General features: G+C 66.3%; 21 protein-coding genes. 13 read left to right on the top strand and 8 right to left on the bottom strand.

The window, feature by feature from the left end:
* Positions 1-10 precede the first annotated feature (10 nt).
* The 5 genes from ahpF to HOP52_RS02235 all read left to right on the top strand — a co-directional run bounded on the left by ahpF (position 11) and on the right by HOP52_RS02235 (position 6,117).
* Positions 11-1,567 (top strand): alkyl hydroperoxide reductase subunit F, encoded by a 1,557-nt coding sequence (gene ahpF, locus HOP52_RS02255; RefSeq protein ID WP_238975549.1) that lies wholly within the window; start codon positions 11-13, stop codon positions 1,565-1,567.
* A gap of 290 nt (positions 1,568-1,857) precedes the next feature.
* Complete coding sequence (locus HOP52_RS02250; RefSeq protein WP_238975965.1) at positions 1,858-2,883, top strand: amino acid ABC transporter substrate-binding protein; 1,026 nt, start codon at positions 1,858-1,860, stop codon at positions 2,881-2,883.
* A gap of 125 nt (positions 2,884-3,008) precedes the next feature.
* On the top strand, positions 3,009-4,199 hold the full coding sequence (locus HOP52_RS02245) for an amino acid ABC transporter permease (protein ID WP_238975547.1): 1,191 nt from the start codon (positions 3,009-3,011) through the stop codon (positions 4,197-4,199).
* A gap of 9 nt (positions 4,200-4,208) precedes the next feature.
* Positions 4,209-5,309, top strand: coding sequence for an amino acid ABC transporter permease (locus HOP52_RS02240; protein ID WP_238975545.1), 1,101 nt, complete (start codon positions 4,209-4,211; stop codon positions 5,307-5,309).
* Between the two features lie 79 nt (positions 5,310-5,388).
* Entirely contained in the window at positions 5,389-6,117 is a 729-nt protein-coding gene (locus tag HOP52_RS02235) for an amino acid ABC transporter ATP-binding protein (RefSeq protein ID WP_238975964.1), read from the top strand.
* Between the two features lie 48 nt (positions 6,118-6,165).
* Here HOP52_RS02235 and HOP52_RS02230 read toward each other — a convergent pair whose 3' ends face one another.
* Both HOP52_RS02230 and HOP52_RS02225 read right to left on the bottom strand, forming a co-directional pair.
* Complete coding sequence (locus HOP52_RS02230) at positions 6,166-7,638, bottom strand: diguanylate cyclase domain-containing protein (protein ID WP_238975543.1); 1,473 nt, start codon at positions 7,636-7,638, stop codon at positions 6,166-6,168.
* Positions 7,639-7,780: 142 nt separating this feature from the next.
* The gene (locus HOP52_RS02225) at positions 7,781-8,395 is read right to left on the bottom strand and encodes a histidine phosphatase family protein (RefSeq protein WP_238975530.1); all 615 of its coding nucleotides are present in this window, start codon (positions 8,393-8,395) and stop codon (positions 7,781-7,783) included.
* 219 nt (positions 8,396-8,614) lie between these two features.
* Between HOP52_RS02225 and phnD the strand changes: the two genes are divergently transcribed.
* The 5 genes from phnD (at position 8,615) to HOP52_RS02200 (ending at position 12,633) form a co-directional block, all read left to right on the top strand.
* Positions 8,615-9,610 carry a phosphate/phosphite/phosphonate ABC transporter substrate-binding protein gene (gene phnD / locus HOP52_RS02220; RefSeq protein ID WP_238975528.1) on the top strand — a complete coding sequence of 332 codons (996 nt, stop codon included), beginning with the start codon at positions 8,615-8,617 and terminating at the stop codon, positions 9,608-9,610.
* Positions 9,611-9,678: 68 nt separating this feature from the next.
* Entirely contained in the window at positions 9,679-10,497 is an 819-nt protein-coding gene (phnC, locus tag HOP52_RS02215) for a phosphonate ABC transporter ATP-binding protein (protein ID WP_238975526.1), read from the top strand.
* Complete coding sequence (phnE, locus tag HOP52_RS02210; RefSeq protein ID WP_238975524.1) at positions 10,484-11,302, top strand: phosphonate ABC transporter, permease protein PhnE; 819 nt, start codon at positions 10,484-10,486, stop codon at positions 11,300-11,302. Before phnC ends, phnE (HOP52_RS02210) begins: the two co-directional genes overlap by 14 nt.
* On the top strand, positions 11,296-12,105 hold the full coding sequence (phnE, locus tag HOP52_RS02205; protein ID WP_238975522.1) for a phosphonate ABC transporter, permease protein PhnE: 810 nt from the start codon (positions 11,296-11,298) through the stop codon (positions 12,103-12,105). Before phnE (HOP52_RS02210) ends, phnE (HOP52_RS02205) begins: the two co-directional genes overlap by 7 nt.
* Before the next feature lie 99 nt (positions 12,106-12,204).
* The gene (locus HOP52_RS02200; protein WP_238975520.1) at positions 12,205-12,633 is read left to right on the top strand and encodes a host attachment protein; all 429 of its coding nucleotides are present in this window, start codon (positions 12,205-12,207) and stop codon (positions 12,631-12,633) included.
* Positions 12,634-12,718: 85 nt separating this feature from the next.
* Here HOP52_RS02200 and HOP52_RS02195 read toward each other — a convergent pair whose 3' ends face one another.
* A complete protein-coding gene (locus tag HOP52_RS02195) occupies positions 12,719-13,645 on the bottom strand; it encodes a LysR family transcriptional regulator (protein WP_238975518.1) in 927 nt (308 codons plus the stop codon).
* Positions 13,646-13,790: 145 nt separating this feature from the next.
* On the opposite strand from HOP52_RS02195, the gene HOP52_RS02190 reads away from it, so the two are divergent.
* On the top strand, positions 13,791-14,567 hold the full coding sequence (locus HOP52_RS02190) for a ferredoxin--NADP reductase (RefSeq protein ID WP_238975515.1): 777 nt from the start codon (positions 13,791-13,793) through the stop codon (positions 14,565-14,567).
* Positions 14,568-14,667: 100 nt separating this feature from the next.
* Here the strand turns inward: HOP52_RS02190 and glnK are convergent, their stop codons facing one another.
* From glnK to HOP52_RS02175, 3 genes are all read right to left on the bottom strand, one after another.
* Complete coding sequence (gene glnK, locus HOP52_RS02185; protein ID WP_238975513.1) at positions 14,668-15,006, bottom strand: P-II family nitrogen regulator; 339 nt, start codon at positions 15,004-15,006, stop codon at positions 14,668-14,670.
* 147 nt (positions 15,007-15,153) lie between these two features.
* Positions 15,154-16,485, bottom strand: coding sequence for an ammonium transporter (locus tag HOP52_RS02180; RefSeq protein ID WP_238975512.1), 1,332 nt, complete (start codon positions 16,483-16,485; stop codon positions 15,154-15,156).
* Between the two features lie 35 nt (positions 16,486-16,520).
* Positions 16,521-16,859 (bottom strand): P-II family nitrogen regulator, encoded by a 339-nt coding sequence (locus HOP52_RS02175; RefSeq protein WP_238975510.1) that lies wholly within the window; start codon positions 16,857-16,859, stop codon positions 16,521-16,523.
* Positions 16,860-17,149: 290 nt separating this feature from the next.
* Between HOP52_RS02175 and HOP52_RS02170 the strand changes: the two genes are divergently transcribed.
* The gene (locus HOP52_RS02170; protein WP_238975508.1) at positions 17,150-17,470 is read left to right on the top strand and encodes an accessory factor UbiK family protein; all 321 of its coding nucleotides are present in this window, start codon (positions 17,150-17,152) and stop codon (positions 17,468-17,470) included.
* Positions 17,471-17,699: 229 nt separating this feature from the next.
* Positions 17,700-19,208 carry a YifB family Mg chelatase-like AAA ATPase gene (locus HOP52_RS02165; RefSeq protein WP_238975506.1) on the top strand — a complete coding sequence of 503 codons (1,509 nt, stop codon included), beginning with the start codon at positions 17,700-17,702 and terminating at the stop codon, positions 19,206-19,208.
* A gap of 39 nt (positions 19,209-19,247) precedes the next feature.
* Here HOP52_RS02165 and HOP52_RS02160 read toward each other — a convergent pair whose 3' ends face one another.
* Together HOP52_RS02160 and HOP52_RS02155 are read right to left on the bottom strand one after the other, a co-directional pair.
* The gene (locus HOP52_RS02160) at positions 19,248-19,733 is read right to left on the bottom strand and encodes a hypothetical protein (protein ID WP_238975504.1); all 486 of its coding nucleotides are present in this window, start codon (positions 19,731-19,733) and stop codon (positions 19,248-19,250) included.
* Positions 19,730-20,707, bottom strand: coding sequence for an alpha/beta hydrolase (locus HOP52_RS02155; RefSeq protein WP_238975502.1), 978 nt, complete (start codon positions 20,705-20,707; stop codon positions 19,730-19,732). The genes HOP52_RS02160 and HOP52_RS02155 overlap by 4 nt, the downstream gene beginning before the upstream one ends.
* Positions 20,708-21,068: the final 361 nt, after the last annotated feature.

Here is a 21,068-nt window from a genome sequence, read left to right as displayed (position 1 = left end):
ATCCGCTGTCATGTTGGACGACAATCTGAAAACTCAGCTCAAAGCCTATCTGCAGAAGGTCACTCGGCCGTTCGAGATCGTCGCGTCCCTCGATGACGGCGACAAGTCGAAGGAACTGCACGATCTTCTCACCGATATCGTCAGCCTGTCCGACAAGATCACCCTGAAGCTCGACGGTCAGGACGCGCGGCGTCCGTCCTTCGCGCTCAACCGCCCCGGCGAAGAGACCGGGATCGTCTTCGCCGGCATCCCCATGGGCCACGAGTTCACCTCTCTGGTGCTGGCACTGCTGCAGGTGGGCGGCCATCCGCCCAAGGCCAGCGACGAAGTGATCGAGCAGATCCAGGGCCTCGAGGGCGAGCTGCACTTCGAGACCTACTACTCGCTCTCCTGCCAGAACTGCCCGGACGTGGTCCAGGCGCTCAACCTCATGGCGGTGCTCAGTCCGAAGGTGCGCCACGTGGCCATCGACGGCGCCCTGTTCCAGGATGAGGTCGAGGCGCGCCAGGTGATGTCGGTGCCCAGCATCTACCTCAACGGCGAGCCCTTCGACCAGGGCCGCATGAGCCTGGAGCAGATTCTCGCCAAGGTGGACACCGGCGCCGCCGAGCGCGAAGCGGCCAAGCTCAGCGAGAAGGATGCCTTCGACGTGCTGATGATCGGTGGTGGCCCGGCCGGTGCCGCGGCGGCCATCTACGCCGCCCGCAAGGGCCTGCGCACCGGCGTGGCGTCCGAGCGCTTCGGCGGTCAGGTGGTGGACACCATGGGCATCGAGAACTTCATCTCCATGAACTACACCGAAGGTCCCAAGCTGGTGGCGGCGCTGGAGGAGCACGTCAAGGAGTATGAGGTCGACGTCATGAACCTGCAGCGCGCCGTCAAACTGGTGCCGGCCACCCAGCCCGGCGGCGAGCACGAGGTGCGCTTCGAATCCGGGGCGAGTCTGAAGAGCAAGACCCTGGTGCTGGCTACCGGCGCCCGCTGGCGCGAGATGAATGTGCCCGGCGAGGCCGAGTATCGCAACAAGGGCGTGGCCTACTGCCCCCACTGCGACGGCCCGCTGTTCAAGGGCAAGCGCGTGGCGGTGATCGGCGGCGGCAACTCCGGCGTCGAGGCGGCCATCGACCTGGCCGGCATCGTCGGCCAGGTGACGCTGATCGAGTTCATGGACGAGATGCGCGCCGACGCCGTGCTGCAGAAGAAGCTGAAGAGCCTGCCCAACGTCGAGATCCTCCTCGGCGCCCGCACCACCGAGGTGAACGGCGACGGCACCCGCGTCAACGGCCTCACCTATGAAGAGCGTGCCAGCGGCGAGATCAAGCGTCTCGACCTGGAGGGCATCTTCGTGCAGATCGGCCTGGTGCCCAACACCGAGTGGCTCAAGGGCTCCCCGGTGGAGATGAGCGAGCGTGGCGAGATCATCGTCGACGCCCACGGCATGACCAGCCTGCCCGGCGTCTTCGCCGCCGGCGACGTCACCACGGTGCCCTACAAGCAGATCATCATCGCCATGGGCGAAGGCTCCAAGGCCGCCCTCGGCGCCTTCGATCACCTGATCCGCAGCTAACCCAGACGCCCCGCGTCGATGGAGCGCCCCCGCCGGCCATGCCGGCGGGGGCGCTGTCGTGCTGGCGGCATGGCTAAAAAGGGGCATTCGCCGCTTGGGCTCAGGTGGAACCGCCCGTCGCTGGTGCAGCGGGAGCCGGTATTTCACTACGTTGGCTAGCGTTGAATTAATGTCCTTCCTGGCCTATCCCTTTTCTGGAACGATGCTTGCTAAGGTCATGGCACATGCCAGAGCGGCATGCATGCTTTGATCCAATGCGTTATATCCAAGAAACAAGGGAGTTTCCCATGCTGTACAACAAGAACAAGCTGGTACTGATGTCTGCGGCAGCCACCCTGGCGCTGGGGGCCTCCGGGCTTGCGGCCGCCTCAACCCTGGAGGACACGCGGGACCGGGGGGCCGTGCAGTGCGGCGTCAGCGATGGTCTGCCGGGCTTCTCCTCTCCCGATGACGAAGGCAACTGGCAGGGGATCGATGTCGATGTCTGCCGCGCCGTAGCCGCGGCGGTCTTCGGCGACGCCGAGGCGGTGCGCTATATCTCGCTGAATGCCGTGGAGCGCTTCACTGCGCTGCAGTCCGGCGAGGTGGATATCCTCTCGCGCAACACCACCTGGACCACCACCCGGGACACCACCCTGGGCCTCAACTTCGCCGGCACCAACTTCTATGACGGCCAGGGCTTCCTGATCAACCGGGACCTCGGCGTAAGCAGCGCCAGCGAGCTGGACGGCGCGGCGGTCTGCGTTCAGTCGGGGACCACCACTGAGCTGAACCTGGCCGACTACTTCCGCGCCAACGGCATGGAGTTCGACCCCATCGTCTTCGATACTTCCGAGCAGACCGTGGGTGGTTTCGAAGCGGGTCGCTGCGACGTCCTCACCTCCGATACCTCCCAGCTGGCCGCCCTGCGCATCCAGCTCTCCGACCCCGCTGGCGCCATGATCCTGCCCGAGGTGATCTCCAAGGAGCCGCTGGGCCCGGTGGTCCGCCAGGGCGACGACCAGTGGTACAACATCGTCAAGTGGTCGCTGTTCGCCATGCTCAACGCCGAGGAGTACGGCATTTCCAGCGACAACATCGATGACCTGCTCGACTCCGAGGATCCCAATGTAGCGCGCCTGCTGGGCCAGGATGGCAACTACGGCGAAGGCATGGGGCTCGACGCCGACTGGTCCTACAACATCATCAGCCAGGTCGGCAACTACGCCCAGGTCTTCGATCGCAACGTCGGCATGGACTCGCCGCTGGAGATCGAGCGCGGGGTCAATGCCCTGTGGATCGACGGTGGCCTGCAGTATGCGCCGCCCGTTCGCTGAGTCTCCGTCCACGGTGCCGGGCTGACCGGCACCTCCTGCACATGATGCGTTAGTCGCTGCCGGCCCGGCCATCCCGGGCCGGTGGCCCCGTGCCCTGCTTGACGGATCCAGGCGGAGAATTGTCCATGTCCGTTCGACCCCAAGCCCGACCCACGGGCCCCAAGCCCCCGTTCTGGCGCGACCGCGCCAAGCGAGCGCTGATTTTCCAGGTGCTGCTGATCGCCGCCGTGGCAGCTTTCCTGCTCTATATCATCGGCAACACCCAGGCCAACCTGGCCGCCCGCGGTATCACCACCGGTTTCGGTTTTCTCGAGAGAACGGCGGGATTCGGCATCGGCCAGAGCCTGATCGAATACTCTTCTCAGAGCACCTACGGCCGGACCTTTCTGGTGGGCCTGCTCAATACCCTGCTGGTCTCTGCCCTGGGCGTCCTGGCGGCGACGATCATCGGCTTTACCGTGGGTATCGCCCGACTGTCGCCCAACTGGCTGATCGCCCGGTTGGCCAGCGGTTATATCGAGATCTTTCGCAACATCCCGCTGCTGCTGCAGATCTTCTTCTGGTACTTCGCCGTGCTCCAGGCGCTGCCCAGCCCCCGCGACAGCCTCACGCTAAGCGAGCTGGTGTTTCTCAATGTCCGCGGCCTCTTCTTGCCGGAGCCGCAGTTCCTGTCGGGCTTCGGGCTGATCCCCACTGCCTTTGCCGTGGCCGTGGTGGCCAGCATCGCCCTGGTGGTCTGGAACAAGCGCCGCCACGAGGCGACCGGGAAGCGACTGCCCGCGGGCTGGATCTCGCTGGCGCTGCTCATCGGCCTGCCGTTCGCGGTGCTGGTGGTAACCGGGGTGCCGGTGACCTGGGAAGTCCCGGAGCTGCGCGGTTTCAACTTCCGTGGCGGGATCACGGTGATTCCCGAATTCCTGGCCCTGTGGCTGGCGTTGTCCATCTATACCGCATCGTTCATCGCCGAGATCGTCCGCTCGGGGATCCAGGCGATTCCCCATGGCCAGACCGAGGCGGCCCAGGCGCTGAGCCTGCCCCAGGGGCTGGTACTGCGCCTGGTGGTGATCCCCCAGGCGCTGCGGGTGATCATTCCGCCGCTCACCAGCCAGTACCTCAACCTGATCAAGAACTCCTCGCTGGCTACCGCCATCGGCTATCCGGACCTGGTCTCGGTCTTCGCCGGCACCACCCTCAATCAGACGGGACAGGCCATCGAAGTGATCTCCATGACCATGGCGGTGTACCTCATTATCAGCCTGCTGGTGTCGCTGTTCATGAACTGGTTCAACGCCCGCGTGGCGCTGGTCGAACGCTAGGAGAGCGCCATGACGATTCGACACGAGATGTTACCCGAGCGCCCGGCGCCGAGCCTGACCGTTGGCCCCATCGCCTGGCTGCGCGCCAATCTGTTCAGCGGGCCGGTGAACAGCGTATTCACCCTGCTGGGCCTGTATCTGCTCTATATCCTGTTGACGCCGACGATCCAGTGGGCCTTCATCAACGCCGACTGGATCGGCACCAGCCGCGACGACTGTTCCCGGGAGGGGGCCTGCTGGGTGTTCGTCAATGCCCGTCTCCCCCAGTTCATCTATGGCCTCTATCCCCGCGCCGAGCTGTGGCGGCCGAATGTGGTCTTCGCCACCTTCGCGGTGCTGATCGCCTGGCTGGCGATTCCCCGGCTGCCCTTCAAGCGCTGGGTCACTCTCATCGCCCTGATCGGTTTCCCCTTGTTCGCCTATGCGATGCTCTACGGTGGTTATTTCGGTCTGCCGGTGGTGGAGACCCATCGCTGGGGTGGGCTGATGCTGACCCTGGTGCTGGCCGTGGTGGGGATGGTGGCGGCACTGCCCATCGGCATCCTGCTGGCGCTGGGGCGGCGCTCCCAGATGCCCATCGTCAAGAGCTTCTGTGTGGTGTTCATCGAGTTCTGGCGCGGGGTGCCGCTGATCACCATCCTGTTCATGGCCTCGGTGATGCTGCCGCTGTTCATGCCCACGGGGGTCAGCGTCGACCGCCTGATCCGCGCCCTGATCGGCATCACCCTGTTCCAGAGCGCCTACATGGCCGAGGTGATACGTGGCGGCCTGCAGGCGATTCCCAAGGGCCAGGAGGAGGCCGCCGCGGCCCTGGGCATGAGCTACTGGAGGCGCATGGGGCTGATCGTGCTGCCCCAGGCGCTGAAGATGATGATCCCGGGCATCGTCAACACCTTCATCTCGCTGTTCAAGGACACCACCCTGGTGATGATCATCGGGCTCTTCGATCTGCTGGGCATCGTCCAGGCGGCGCTGTCCGACTCGCGCTGGCTGGGCTTCGCCGTGGAGGGCTACGTCTTTGCGGCGTTCCTGTTCTGGATCTTCTGCTTCAGCATGTCGCGCTATAGCCAGTATTTGGAGAGGAAACTGCATACCGGCCATAAGCGCTAGGTGTCGGCGCCAATCAAATCGAGGAACGGCAACAATGAATGAACAAGCAATGCAATCCCAGGTCGGCGCCGAGACCCCCATGGTCGAGATGCGCGGCGTCAACAAGTGGTACGGGGACTTCCACGTGCTGCGCGATATCGACCTCAAGGTGAGCCGCGGTGAGCGTATCGTCATCTGCGGCCCCTCGGGCTCTGGCAAGTCGACCCTGATTCGCTGCATCAACCACCTGGAGGAGCATCAGCAGGGCGAGATCGTGGTAGGCGGCGTGCCGCTGACCCAGGACGTCAAGCGTATCGAGCAGATCCGCCGCAGCGTCGGCATGGTGTTCCAGCACTTCAACCTCTTTCCCCACCTCACGGTGCTGGAGAACTGCTGCATTTCGCCCATGTGGGTGCAGAGGAAGCCGCGCCGGGAGGCGGAGGCCGAGGCCATGAAGTATCTGGAGCGGGTGCAGATCGCCGAGCAGGCGCGAAAGTACCCGGGACAGCTCTCCGGCGGGCAGCAGCAGCGGGTGGCCATCGCCCGCTCGCTGTGCATGCATCCCGAGGTGATGCTGTTCGACGAGCCCACCTCGGCGCTCGATCCGGAGATGATCAAGGAGGTGCTGGATGTCATGGTCGAACTCGCCCGCGAGGGCATGACCATGCTCTGCGTGACCCACGAGATGGGCTTCGCCAAGACCGTGGCCGACCGGGTGATCTTCATGGACCAGGGGCAGATCATCGAGGAGAACGCCCCGGAACCCTTCTTCAACGATCCGCAGTCGGAGCGCACTCGGCTGTTCCTGAGCCAGATACTGGGTCACTGAGCGATGCCGGGCTCGGCGCCTGCGGCGCTGGCCCGGCTCATCGGCTTGTCATGACGCCTGCGACCAGTCGGCGTGGACCCGGTTGCGGCCGGCGTGCTTGGCGGCGTAGAGCGCCTGGTCGGCGCGGGCAATGGCCATGGCCTGGCCGTGGCGCAGCTCCTGGTCGGTCGGGAGCTCGGCGATGCCGACGCTGATCGTGATGGGCACCTTCAGCGGTGAGGCTTGGCCCCCTTGGCCGCCGCCGAGCTGGAAGGGGGCGTCGGCGATGCGTGCGCGCAGCCGCTCGGCGAGCGCCAGGACCTGGGGGCGGCTCAGGCCGCAGGTGACCACCACGAACTCTTCGCCGCCCAGCCGGGCGAGGCCGTCGGTGGGGCGCAGTTCGTTGCCGAGGCGGCTGGCCAGCTGGCGCAGCAGCGCATCGCCAGCGGGATGGCCGTAGCGGTCGTTGACCGGCTTGAAGTGGTCGATGTCGACCAGCATGAGGTGGTGAGGAGAGCAGCCGCTGCTCAGCGTTTCGGCGAGATGGCGGCTCAGCCCGCGGCGATTCATCACCCCGGTCAGCTCGTCGTACTCGGCCGCCTCCTGGGCGATCTCCTCGCCGCGCTTGCGCTGGCTGATGTCGATCACCAGCCCCGCCAGGCTGCGCAGCCGTTGCTGGTCGTCATACACCGCTTCGGCGACGATCTCGTGCCAGCGGCGCTGGCCGTCGGCGCCGATCAGCCGCACGTCGAGCCGCCAGCTCGACAGCCGTGCACTCAGGCTTTCACGAAGCTGCTTCCAGAGCCGCCGACGATCCTCGGCGACGATATGGGCGAGCAGCCGGCGCAGCGGCAGGTGGGCGTAGCGGTCCGGGTAGCCGAGGCTGCGCAGCAGCGCCCGTGAACACCAGGTCGAGGCGCTGTGCGGGTCGATTTCCCAGATCCCGCAGTCGGTGACCTGCTGGAACAGCTCGAGCTGGCGCCGGCGGCTGGTGAGCCGCTGGCGGTAGAGGGCCGAGGCGATCAGCTCGGCGGCCACCTTCAGGGCATGCATGCCGCTGCCCTGCCAGTCCAGCGCCCGCTCGCAGTCGTCGAAGCCCAGGGTGCCCCACCAGCGGCCCTCGACCATGATCGGCACCGTCACCATGGAGTGGATGCCCTGGCTTGCGAGGTTGTCGCGCAGCGGCCCCGGCGGGATCGACTGGGTGATGAAATGCTGCGCCTCACCGCGCTGGCGTTCCTCCACCATGCGACGGTAGACCGGGTCGTCAAAGATCATCGAAAAGAAGCGGAAGCGCTTCTGCATCAGCTGGCGGTAGCGCGGTGCCGCCGCCCATTCGAAGACGTAGTCCTGTACCACGGCATCGGGCTGGAGTTCGATCAGCTGGAAGATCCACACGCGGCTGACCCCGGAGGCGCGCCCCAGCTCGCCGAGCAGGGCGTCGACGCCCTTCGACCAGAAGTAGGCGTCGATCAGCTCGCGGCTGCCGCTGGCAAGGGCGGCAAGCAGGCGACTGGCATCCGGGCTGACCGTGTCCGGCAAGGTGGGCGATCCTCTGGGCTGCGTCTTTCGGTTACCGAATGCTACCGCACTGGACGGGGCGGTGCCTGCTCCATTAGGCAAAGGCCGAGGGCTGGTTCTGGCCGGGGCGCCGCATGGCGCCCGGCCGAAGGGGGCAGGGCTGTCAGCGGGTGGGTGCGCCCTGCGACGGCGCCAGCAGGGTGATACTGGCCGGCGCCAGCGGCGGGCGGTCGCGATGCTGACTCAGCGGCCGCTGCGCCAGGGCGGTCAGCAGGATCTGCAGCGGGTCACCGTGGCTGACCAGCAGCACGGTGGCGTGGCGGGTCTCGCGCTCCAGGCCGTCGATCACCCCCAGCATGCGCCGGGCCACCGCGGCCACGCTCTCCACGCCGAACCGGCGGTGCGTCGGGTCCGCGGCATCCAGCGCCCAGATGTCGGGGTAGCGGCTGTCGGGCTGGCCCTCGAGCTCGCCGAAGTCGCGCTCGCGAAGGCCGGGCTCGCCGGACAGCGGCAGGGCGAAGTGCTCCGCCACCCGGGCGGCGGTCTCGGCGGTGCGCAGAAAATCGGAGTGCAGGATATGGGTCGGTGCCGGCCAGGACCACTCGGCGACCACCCGGTCGAGCTGTTCGCGGCCCTGAGGGGAGAGCCCGAAGGCGTCCAGGCCGCGGTCGGGGGTGCTGATGATCACCCCGCTGGCATTGGCCTGGCTGTGGCCATGGCGCATCAGCAGATAGCGGTTGTGGCGACCTGCTGGAGCGTTGAGGAATTCGGTTGACATGCTATCGTCACACTACCTAGATTGAATCATGCACTTTCGTTTGTGATCACGGCTGGCCGGTGCTGTGTTCGAATTCGATCAATCTGTGCCGTACAGCCAGCATAGCGCAAGCCCTCACTCCGAACCTGACCCGACCACCACACTTACCCGCTAGCCAAGAGAATACGCCGCCACGCCACCCACCGCGATATCAACAACAATGACAACACGAGGTACGCCATGAACGCACGCCCTGCTTCCCGCAAGTTCCCCTTCGCCACGCTGGCCCTCTCTTCGCTGCTGCCGCTGGCCCTGCTCGTCTCCGCCCAGGCCCAGGCCGACTGCCCGCGCGGCGACCTGGATAGCCTCTACTGCGACGAGGATGGGGACATGGTCGCCGACCTGCCCGCCGACGAGTCCCAGTGGGCCAACCCCGATACCCTGATCTTCGCTTATACCCCGGTGGAAGACCCGGCCATCTACTCCGATATCTGGCAGCCGTTCATCGACCACCTCGAAGAGGTCACCGAGCGCAACGTGCGCTTCTTCGCCGTGCAGTCCAACTCGGCTCAGGTCGAGGCCATGCGCAGCGGGCGCCTGCATATCGCCGGCTTCTCCACCGGCCCGACCCCCTTCGCGGTCAACCTGGCCGGCGCCGTGCCCTTTGCGCTGATGGGCTCCGATGACGGTCAGTTCGGCTACACCCTGCAGGTCTATACCCACGTCGACTCCGGCATTGATGAGCTCACTGACCTCGCCGGCAAGCGGGTGGCGCACACCTCGCCCACCTCCAACTCCGGCAACCTGGCACCGCGGGCGCTGTTCCCGGAGCTCGGCATCGTCCCCGACGAGGACTACGAAGTGGTCTATTCCGGCAGCCACGACCAGTCCATGCTCGGGGTGGTGGCCCGCGACTACGATGCCGCGCCGGTGGCCTCCGAGGTGGTCGAGCGCATGGCGGCCCGCGGTCTCTACGACCCGGACGACGTCAAGATCATCTACGAGACCGACGCCTTCCCCACCACCTCCTACAACTACGCCCACAACCTGCATCCCGACCTGGTCGAGAAGATCAAGGAAGCCTTCTTCAGCTTCGAGTTCGCCGGCACGGCGCTGGGCGAGGAGTTCGAGGGGGTCGAGAAGTTCGTGCCCATCAACTACAAGGATAACTGGCAGGTCATCCGCACCATCCAGGCCGCCAACGACGTGCGCTACACGCGCGAAGACCTGGAGTGATACCACCCGGCCCGCTCCGGCCCAGCGGTCGAAGCGGGCGTATCGGTGCCTGGCGATGAGGTGGATGAATGCTGGAAATCTCGAAGCTGGTCAAGCGCTACGGCCATGACGAGCCGGTGCTGAAGGAGCTCGACCTGAGGGTCGAGGGCAGCAGCGTGGTCGCCATCGTCGGCGCCTCGGGCGCCGGCAAGAGCACCATGCTGCGCTGTATCAATCGCCTGGTGGAGCCGACCTCCGGCTCGATCCGACTCAACGGCCGGGAGCTGGTCAATCTCAAGGGAGCGGCGCTGCGCCGTGCCCGGCGCCGGATCGGCATGGTCTTCCAGGGCTTCAATCTGATCGACCGGCTGACGGTGATGGAGAACGTGCTGGCCGGCCGGCTCGGCTATGTCAATCTCTACCAGGCGGTGACGCGGCGCTATCCCCAGCAGGACATCGAACGGGCTTTTACCCTGATGGAGCGGGTGGGTATCGCCCACTACGCCAACAAGCGCGCCGACGCGCTGTCCGGCGGCGAGCGTCAGCGGGTCGGGGTGGTGCGGGCGCTGATGCAGGAGCCCGAGATCCTGCTCGCCGACGAGCCCACCGCGTCGCTGGACCCGCGCACCTCCGAGCAGATCATGAAGCTGCTGCAGAGCCTGGCCAGCGAGCTGTCGCTGCCGGTGTTGATCAATATCCACAACGTGGCCCAGGCCAAGACCTACACCGAGCGGATCGTCGGCCTGCGCCACGGCAAGATGATCTTCGACGGCGCACCGGCCGACTTCAACAAGGAGGCGCTGGAGGCCATCTATGGCGGCATCGAGGCGCCCGAGGAAGAGCTCGTCGAAACACCCTCGGCATCGCTCGACCAGGGGAAGCCGGGGGTGACCCATGACCAGGCCTGATGTCACCGGCACGACGCCGGTGCCGCGGACCTGGCGCAAGCCGCCCTTTATCGCCAACCCCTGGCTGCGCTACGGCCTGTGGCTGGCGGTGGTCACCTATCTGGTGTGGGCCTTCGGCAGCCTGCCGTTCAACTGGGAGCGCATCAGCGAGGGCCTGCCGCGGGCGGCACGCATCTTCGGCGGCGGCTTCCCGCCGAGCTTCGAGCGCTGGGGGCTGCTGTTCACCGGCTTCAAGGAGAGCTTCCAGATCGCCATCCTGGCGACCCTGCTCGGCGTTGCGCTGTCGATTCCCTTCGCGGTGATGGCGGCGCGTAACGTCGCGCCGCTGCCGGTCTACCTGTTCGGCCGCGCGGTGATCATCATTTCGCGCAGCTTCCACCCGGTGATCGTTGCCATCCTGTTCGTCGCCGCGGTGGGCTTCGGCCCCCTGGCGGGGATCCTGACCCTGACCCTCTATTCCATCGGCTTCGTCGGCAAGCTGCTGGCCGAGGAGATCGAGGAGATCGACTGGGGCCAGGTGGAGGCGATGCGCGCCACCGGGGCGGGTTACCTGGCGACGCTTGTCTACGCGGTCTTCCCGCAGATCCTGCCGCGTCAGGTGGGGCTGTCGATGTATCAGCTCGACAGCAACCTGCGGGCCTCGGCGGTGGTGGGCATCGTCGGCGCCGGCGGTATCGGCGGTACCCTGATGAACGCCTTCGGGCGCTACGACTACGACTTCGCCTTCGCCATCCTGCTGATCATCATCGCGGTGATCCTGATCAGCGAAGGCATCAGCGGCTGGGTAAGGAAGAAGATATGGTAGATCACGCCGGTGCCCTGGCCGATCGAGTCTGGCGGCGCTACGACCGCCGGCAGCGCCTGATTCGCTATGCCGTCCTGCTGGTGACCCTGATGGTGGTCTACTGGGCGGTCCGCGACATCGACATCTTCTGGCCCTGGGTGTGGGACGCGCCGAATCAGATCTCGAACCTGGGGGCGCGCATGTGGCCGCCGGACCCGCGGGGGCTCGAGGCGATCCTCAACGCCATGCTCGAGACGGTGCACATCGCCACCCTGGCGACGATGATGACCATTTTCATCGCCCTGCCGGTCTCCTATATCGCCGCCCAGAACACTACGCCCAATCGCGCCTGCCTGTGGCTGGGACGCTTCATCCTGGTCGCCAGCCGCTCGGTGAACACCATCATCTGGGCGCTGCTGTTCGTGGCGATCTTCGGCCCGGGCGTGCTGGCGGGGATCCTGGCGATCATGTTTCGCTCCATCGGCTTCATCGGCAAGCTGATGGGCGAGGCGATCGAGGAGATCGACCGTCGGCCGGTGGAGGCGATGCAGGCCACCGGCGCCTCCAAGCTCAAGGTGATCGCCTATGCCGTGGTGCCCCAGGTGATGCCGGCCTTCTTCGCCATCGTCATCCTGCGCTGGGATATCAATATCCGCGAATCCACGGTGCTGGGGCTGGTGGGCGCCGGCGGCATCGGGGTGCTGCTGCAGGGCGCCATCGATACCTTCGCCTGGCCCACCGTGGCGACCATCCTGATCGCCATTGTCCTGCTGGTGCTGGTCGGTGAGGCGATCACCAGCGTGCTGCGGCGCAAGGTGATTTGAGCGGTTGACCCCGGCGGTCGCGCTTGCCAATGTTGAGAGAGGGAGGAGCCGCTGCCGCAGTGGGCGGGCACCCCCATCCACTTGCATCAAGGAGAGGCTATGACAACCTATATCGTGGTGGCCGATGCAGCCCGGGCGCGCATTTTTACCCGCGACGCCCTCAAGCTGGAAGAGAAGGAGAGCCTGGTGCACGCCGAAGGGCGGCTGCACGAGGGGGATCTGGTGACCGATCGCGGTGCCGACGTTCACGAGTCCATGTCGACCACCGCCCGCTCCTCGGGTGGCGAAAGCGTGGCACGCACCCATGAGGAGCTGGTCTTCGCCAAGGAGGTGGCCGAGCGCATCTATCGCGCGCGGGTCGACAACACCCTGGATAAGCTGATCCTGGTGGCTCCGCCGCGCTTTCTCGGCCAGCTGCGCGACAAGCTCGACGGCCCCTCCAGCAAGCTGGTTATCCACACCCTGGCCAAGGACCTCTCCAAGGCCAGCCTGGCGGATATCCAGGAGGCCGTCAGCGATATGCGTTAGTGAGACGACTCCCGGCCGCCTGCTGCGGCGCTTGATGACCCAGTTGGCACCTTGCGGGTGCCGACTTTTTGCCTGGCCTTTGGGCTCAGGGCACCGGGGGCAGGTCGATCTCGTCGCTGCGCTTGACCCCCTCGGTCATCTGCCGGCACAGCCGCAGGAATTCGCGCATCCCGGTGGCCAGGTACTTGTGGCGGTGCCAGATGAAGGCGAACTGGCGGCTGAGGTCCAGCTCCGGGGTGGGAATCGGCACCAGGCTGCCGCGCCGGAAGGCGTCGCGCAGCGCGAGCCTGGAGACGCAGCCGATGCCCAGCCCCGACTCCACCGCTCGCTTGATCCCCTCGGTGTGCTCCAGCTCCAGCAGGATGTTGAAGCGTCCGCGCCGGTGGCGGGCGGCCTGCTCCAGCGTCAGCCGTGTGCCCGAGCCTTGTTCGCGCATGATCCAGGCCTCGCGCAGCAGCCGGTCGAGCTCCACGGGGCCGGAACCCGCCAGCGGATGACGGGGTGAGCAGAAGACCGCCAGCTCATCCTCTACCCAGGGCTGGGTGACCACGGCATCGTCCTCGCAGCGCCCCTCTATTAGGCCCAGATCAAGTTCGTGCTGAACGATTCGTTCGATAATGGCGCTGGTGTTACGCACCTGCAGCCGCACCCGGCTGCCCGGGTGGCGCTGCATGAAGTCGCTGATCAGCAGGGTGGCCAGGTAGTTGCCGATGGTCAGGGTCGCCCCCACGTCCAGCGAGCCGACCCCCTGCTGGCCGTGCAGCAGCTCCTCGATCTCCTCGGCGCGGTCGAGCAGGGCCACGGCCTTGGGCAGCAGCTGAAAGCCCAGGGCGTTGAGTTTGAGCCGCTTGCCGATCCGGTCGAGCAGCTGGCAGTCGAACTGGCGCTCCAGCTCGGCCAGCGCCGTGCTGGTGGCGGACTGGGAGAGGGCGATGGCGCGAGCGGCGTGGGAGACGCTCTCGTGCTGGGCCACGGCGACGAAGACTTCCAGCTGGCGCAGGGTGAAGTGCATGGGGCGGGCTCCGGGGCAGGCTTTATCTATAGTATAGATAAACGTTATCCATACAATCCAATTAACAGATAACACCGGGGCTCTTAGAATTCTCTCTATAGTTTATCGGCGGCGTTATTCTCTAACAGAATATCAAGGAGTCGGCATGAGCAAGTTTGCCCTGGAAGAGGTTCTCAGCGTTCACCACTGGAACGACACCCTGTTCAGTTTCCGCACCACCCGGGAGCGCAGCCTGCGCTTCAAGAATGGCCAGTTCGTGATGATCGGCCTGGAGGTGAACGGCAAACCGCTGATGCGCGCCTACTCCATTGCCAGCCCCAACTATGAGGATCACCTGGAGTTCTTCAGCATCAAGGTGCCCGACGGCCCGCTGACCTCGCGGCTGCAGCATCTCAAGGTGGGCGACCAGATCATGGTCAGCCGCAAGCCCACCGGCACCCTGGTCACCGACGACCTGTTGCCCGGACGCAACCTCTACCTGCTCTCCACCGGCACCGGCCTGGCGCCGTTCATGAGCCTGATCCAGGACCCGGAGGTCTACGAGCGCTACGAGAAGGTGGTGCTGGTGCACGGCGTACGCAGCGTCAGCGAGCTTGCCTATGCCGACTTCATCACCAAGGAGCTGCCGGCCCACGAGTACCTGGGCGAGGAGATCAGCGAAAAGCTGGTCTATTACCCCACCGTGACCCGGGAAGACTTCCACACCATGGGCCGCCTGACCGACCATATCCGCAGCGGCAAGCTGGCCGAGGACACCGGTCTGCCGGCGCTGGATCCCAAGCAGGACCGCGCCATGATCTGCGGCAGCCCGGCGATGCTCGACGAGACCAGCGCGCTGCTCGACGACCTGGGCTTCAATATCTCGCCGCGCATGGGCGAGCCCGGCGACTATGTGATCGAGCGCGCCTTCGTGGAGAAGTAGGTCGCCAGCGACAAGCAGCAAGCTTCACGCAAAACCCCCGACGCCTTGGCGCCGGGGGTTTTGCTTGGGTGGGTATGATGCACAGACTAGCTTGCAGCTATCAAACCGCGTCTTTCCCCGTCTCGCCGGTACGGATACGGATCACCTGCTCCAGCGGGGTGACGAAGATCTTGCCATCGCCGATCTTGCCGGTGTTCGCTACCTGGGTGATGGCGTCGATGACCTTCTCGGCCATCTCCTCGTCCACGGCGATCTCGACCTTCACCTTGGGCAGGAAGTCGACCACGTACTCGGCGCCGCGATAGAGCTCGGTATGCCCCTTCTGGCGGCCGAAGCCCTTGACCTCGGTGACGGTGATGCCTTGGACGCCGATTTCGGAGAGCGACTCTCTCACATCGTCGAGCTTGAACGGCTTGATAATCGCGGTCACCAGTTTCATTGGTCTCTTCCTCTCTGTCCGGGGCGGGGCCTGCGGGTCGCAGTCCGTCTTGCGATGGGTCTCGTTGGGCTAAAGCATACACTGCGTTGGCGGGGAATAAAAAAGGCCCCCGAAGGGGCCTTCCGCGACCTATGCGGCGTCGCGACTCTATTCGGTGCGCGGCTTGGCCTGCACGCTGGCCTTCGCCTGACCGGCGTGGCCGCCGGGGCCACGGCCGGAGCCGCCGCCCTGCACACTGGCTGCACGGAACTCGGGGTAGGCCTCCATGCCGCACTCGGCCAGGTCGACGCCCTCGTACTCCTCTTCCTCGCTGACGCGGATGCCCATCGCCGCTTTGAGCACCAGCCACACCACCAGGCTGGCAGCGAACACCCAGGCGAAGATTGCCAGGCCGCCGATGATCTGGGCGCCGTAGCTGGCGTCGGCGTTGGAGAGCGGCACGGCCAGCAGGCCCCAGATACCGACCACGCCGTGCACCGAGATGGCACCCACCGGGTCGTCGATCTTCAGCTTGTCGAGACTGACGATGGAGGCCACCACGATGGCGCCGCCCACGCCGCCGATCAGGGTTGCGCCCAGCGCCGAGGGCGCCAGCGGCTCGGCGGTGATCGCCACCAGGCCGGCCAGGGCGCCGTTGAGGGCCATGGTCAGGTCGGCCTTGCGGAACCACAGCTTGGCCAGGATCAGCGCGGCGATGACCCCGCCGGCGGCCGCGGCGTTGGTGTTGACCAGCACCTGGGCGACGTTGTTGGCGGAGTCGACGTCGGAGACCTTGAGCTCGGAGCCGCCGTTGAAGCCGAACCAGCCCATCCACAGGATGAAGGTCCCCAGGGTGGCCAGCGGCATGTTAGCGCCGGGAATGGCGTGGATGCTGCCGTCCTTGCCGTACTTGCCCTTGCGCGGTCCGAGGATCAGCACGCCGGCCAGGGCTGCGGCGGCGCCCGCCATGTGCACGATGCCGGAGCCGGCGAAGTCGGAGAAGCCCAGCTCATCGAGCCAGCCCTCGCCCCAGGTCCAGTAGCCGGACACCGGGTAGATGAAGCCGGTCATCACCACGGCGAAGGCCAGGAAGGCCCACAGTTTCATGCGCTCGGCCACGGCACCGGAGACGATGGACATGGCGGTGGCCACGAACACCACCTGGAAGAAGTAGTCGGCACGCATGGAGTAGTAGGGAGCGTCGTCGCCGCCGGCGGTGACGGCGTCCACGCTGTTCTCCCCGCCGAGCAGGAAGCCGAGGTTGGGCAGGAAGCCCCCGGCACTGCTCGAGTACATGATGTAGTAGCCCACCAGCAGGTACATGGTGCAGGCGATGGCGAACAGGGCGATGTTCTTGGTGAGGATCTCGGCGGTGTTCTTGGAGCGCACCATGCCGGCCTCGAGCATCGAGAAGCCGGCGGCCATCCACATTACCAGGATGCCGCAGATCAGGAAGTAGAACGTATCGAGCGCGTAGCTCAGTTCGGCAAGTTCAGTCATTGGAGTGTCTCCATGGCTCTGAAAAAGGGCGGTGATCAGACGGCATCGGCGCCGCGTTCACCGGTGCGGATACGAATGACATCCTCCAGCGGGGTGACGAAGACCTTGCCGTCGCCGATCTTGCCGCTGTTGGCGGCGCCGCAGATGGCGTCGAGCACGCCCTCCAGGCGCGCATCGTCCACCGCGACCTCGACCTTCACCTTGGGCAGGAAGTCGACCACGTACTCGGCGCCGCGGTAGAGCTCGGTATGGCCCTTTTGACGGCCGAAGCCCTTGACCTCGGTAACGGTGATGCCCTGAACACCGTTGTCGGCGAGCGCCTCGCGGACGTCGTCGAGCTTGAACGGCTTGATGATGGCGGTGATGAGTTTCATCTCGAATCTCCTGGACGGTATGGCAGGGCGGCGGCGGCCACCCGATGGTTCGCTGATGCTGTCTAGCGAGATGCGTGCCATTGACATGGTTAGTTCAAGATTTTCATGGTGTTGCATTTGGGATTGCGGCTCGGTTTCCGGCAGAGGACGAGTGGGGAGGGCGTCGATGCACCAGGCTGGTGCCGGGTGCCGGTGCAGCCGCCTCATGCCGGGGCATCGAAGGGGAATGCGCGTCCGTCGGGCCTTGCGTATCCTGTAGGCAGCCACTTTTCGTATCGGGAGAGATCCACATGGTGAGTCACGACCACATCAGCCGCCTGGCCCAGCAGCTGGGCGAGCGTCTGCAGGGGGCGTCCCAGGCGCCGGAGGAGTTCCAGAAGGGAGTTCAGCAGGTGGTGCGCGGCGCCTTCGACCGGCTGGAGTTGGTGTCCCGGGAGGACTTCGACATCCTGATGGATGTACTGCAGCGCACCCGCATTCGCGTCGAGGCCCTGGAGCAGCAGGTCGCCGCCCTGGAGCAGGCGCTCGATGCAAGGGCCAGCGAATCCGCGGCCGATCCCGCGCCGCCGGCCCCCGAGGAGGATGCCGGCGCGAAAGAAACCGGCCGCTAAGAGGGTGTTTACAAAACAGGCGAGCGAAGGCAAGACGAGGCAAAAATTGGCGAAATAGCGGAGTTTACGGAGTGTAAATGAGCATGTTGATCGGACTCGCGCACGAGTCAATTTTTAACGACGTATTGTCGAGTGCAGTCCTTTTGTAGACACCCTCTAAGCGAGGTGCGGGCGTCCCAGGGACGAGGCTGCTACGCTGAGGACGTCACCACCGACTGCGAGGGACCGCATGACGCTGGCAATCATCACCACCCGTGCCGGCCTGGGGCTGGAGGCGCCCGAGGTGCTGGTCGAGGTACACCTGGCCAACGGCCTGCCGGGCATGACCCTGGTCGGCCTGCCCGAGGCCGCCGTCAAGGAGAGCCGTGAACGGGTGCGCAGCGCCCTGGTCAATGCCGGCTTCGACTTCCCCAATACGCGCCGCATTGTGCTCAATCTGGCGCCTGCCGACCTGCCCAAGGTCGGCGGGCGCTTCGACCTGCCCATCGCCCTGGGCATCCTGGTCGCCTCCGGCCAGCTGCCGGTGGAGGCCCTCGCGGGGGTCGAGTGTGTCGGCGAGCTGGCGCTGGACGGACGGCTGCGGCCGATCAGTGGCGTGCTGCCGCTGGCGCTGGCGTCGCGTCGCGCCGGGCGCAAGCTGATCGTGCCGCGGGAGAACGCTGACGAGGCGGCCCTGGCCGGGGATCTCCAGGTGCTGCCCGCCGATCATCTTCTGGAGGTGGTGGCACACCTGCTGGGGCAGACGCCGATCGCCGCGCATCGTCTCGCGACACCGCCGTCGTCCGCGACGCTCGACGGCGACCTGGCCGAGGTGCGCGGCCAGCACCAGGCACGCCGTGCCCTGGAGATCGCCGCGGCCGGGTCCCACAACCTGCTGTTCGCCGGCCCGCCCGGCACCGGCAAGACCATGCTGGCCAGCCGCCTGCCGGGCATCCTGCCACCGCTGACCGAGGAGGAGGCGCTGGAAGTGGCGGCGATCCGCTCGGTGTGCGGCCTGCCGCTGACCGAGCAGTGGGGCAGGCGGCCCTTTCGCGCCCCGCACCATACCGCCAGCGCCGTGGCCCTGGTGGGCGGCGGCTCCTGGCCGCGCCCCGGCGAGATCTCGCTGGCCCACCACGGGGTGCTGTTCCTCGACGAGCTGCCCGAGTTCAGTCGCCACGTGCTGGAGGTGATGCGCGAGCCCATGGAGTCCGGGCGCATCCATATCGCCCGGGCCAGCCACGAGCGACGCTTTCCGGCGCGCTTCCAGCTGGTGGCCGCCATGAACCCCTGCCCCTGCGGGCATCTGGGCGATCCGCGCCAGGCTTGCCAGTGCACCGCCGCCCAGATCCAGCGCTACCAGTCGCGGCTCTCCGGCCCCTTGCTCGACCGCATCGACCTGCAGGTGGAGGTGCCGGCGCTGCCGCCGGAGCAGCTGACCGCCCGCGAGACGGGGGAGAGCTCGGCCAGCGTGCGCGAGCGGGTGATGGCGGCGCGGGCGCGGCAGTATGCCCGAGGCGCGCTCAATGCCCACCTGGGCAGCCGCGCGCTGGAGGTGGCCTGCGCGCTGTCCACGGCCGACCGGGCCTGGCTCGCCGGGGTGCTGGAGCGGCTCAAGCTCTCGGCGCGGGCCTATCACCGGGTGCTGCGGGTGGCGCTGACGCTGGCCGACCTGGCCGGCAAGCCGCGCCCCGAAAGAGACGAGCTGATGGAGGCCATCGGCTATCGGCAGTTGGATCGGCAGCTGCGCCAGAGTTGAGGGCCGGGCGGTTGAGGACGGAGCTGTATGAGGACGGAGCTACAGCGCCGTGGCGTCGAAGGCGCCCTCGATCTCGGTCCGCCACAGTGGCGACTCGGCGTCGGCCCGATAGAGGGCCAGGGTCAGCCGGTAGGGCAGCAGGTCGCGGTCGGAGAGCCGTAGCCGGGGGGCCGAGGCGTCCAGCTGACTCACGAGCCGCCAGTGCTGGGTATCGACGTCGCCGGCCATGGTGGGGCGCCAGTCCAGTACCTGGGGGCCGGGGGTAACCCCGAGCAGGGCGCGGGTCAGGTTCTCGAGAAAGCGCTTGCTGTCGATTCCCAGGTCGCCGTCCATCTCGGGGGTCGCCAGCAGCAGCACCTGGTCCGCGGGCGGCTGCAGTTCCGCCACGTTCATCACCCGCCCGGCGGCCCGCTCGCTCAGGTTCAGCAGCGCCTGGCGCACGGGGTCGGGCTGCGGCGGTGCGGCGGCACAGCCTGTCAGTATCAGCGTCGCCGTGAGCAGCGTGACCGCGCTGTGCCCCCTCATGGTGCAGGCGTCCCGTTGGTGAGGGGGGGCTGGGGCTCCAACTCGGCAACGAACGCATCCAGGGCGTCGAATAGCGCCCGGCGAATAGGCTCGGCCTCGTTGACCAGGTGGTGGCGGGCGTCCGGATGGCGATGAATGCGTGCCCGGGGAAACTTGTGCTCCAGCACCTCCAGGTTCCACTCCCAGTCGACGGTCAGGTCCTGTTCGCCCTGCAGGATCAGGGTCGGCACCTCGCTGGGGGGCAGCGCCAGCAGCTCGGGCATCCAGCGGCGCATGGCGCTGACCCAGTTGACCGACAGGTGCTCGGGCTGCAGGGGGTCGTGCTCGCGCAGGAAGGCGGCGAACTCGGCGTCGGTGGAGTTCTCGTGAAAGCGGCGTGGCAGGGTGCGAACGAAGGGGCCCACCAGCAGGTGCAGCCAGCTCGACTGCGACCAGTTCCAGGGGCGCACCAGTGGGGCCAGCAGGGCCAGCCCCGACCAGTGGCCGTCATCGGGACGGCTCAGGGCATCGGTGGCCAGGATCGCCGCGCCGGTGCTCTGGCCGACGCCGAGCCAGGGCCGCGGCGCCAGCCCCTGGTCGCTGAGCTGGTCCTGAAGCGCGCGCAGGCAGTCGCCGTAGTCGCCGAAGTCATCGATGCAGGCGCGCTTGCCGCTGGAGAGGCCATGGCCGGGCAGGTCCCACAGCACTACCCGCCAGCGGCGCTCCAGCAGGCGCTCCAGCAGGTGTCGATACAGCCCCAGGTGGTCGAAGTAGCCGTGCACCACGAAGGCCGTGCCCACTGCCTCCGGGGGGCTCCAGACCTGGGTCCAGAGCTGGAAGCGTTGCGTGTCCAGGTAGCCGACATAGAGCCCGACGTGCTCGGTCAGCAGCGGCGCCAGCCCGTAGTGTTCGAGGTAAGCGTCCAGCGGTTGTCCGGCCTCGCTGACGAAGGGAGCGACCGGCCCCAGGGCCTGCAGCGCGGTGAAGTCGGTCATGGCGTCCTCCAGCGATTCAACACGTTCTTCCCTCGAATCCTTTCTTCTGTCGCCCGAGTCTAGGAGCCTGTCGGACTTCACACTAATCTACTGCGGAATCCGGATTTTCGACCAATTTCATTCGATCTGTTTCGTTAAAGAGCTCGCTATTCGCCTCAACAGATCGATAAACTTGTCTCGAGAACCGAATCCCTCGCTACGATTGGTCAAGCCCGGCAGGCTCCTAGCGACCGACTAGGCTGTCGGGATAGCATCTGCGCATGTACGCCGGCAAATCCTGACTATTTGGTCAGAAAGTCGGGCCTTAACCCTATGTCTAGTAGGGTAGACCCTCACCCGGGTTTACATGTGGAACAGTTTT

Source organism: Billgrantia campisalis (assembly GCF_022341425.1).
Taxonomy (GTDB): domain Bacteria; phylum Pseudomonadota; class Gammaproteobacteria; order Pseudomonadales; family Halomonadaceae; genus Halomonas; species Halomonas campisalis.
Note: the sequence above shows the minus strand (reverse complement) of the source record. Positions and strands in the feature narration are given on the sequence as shown.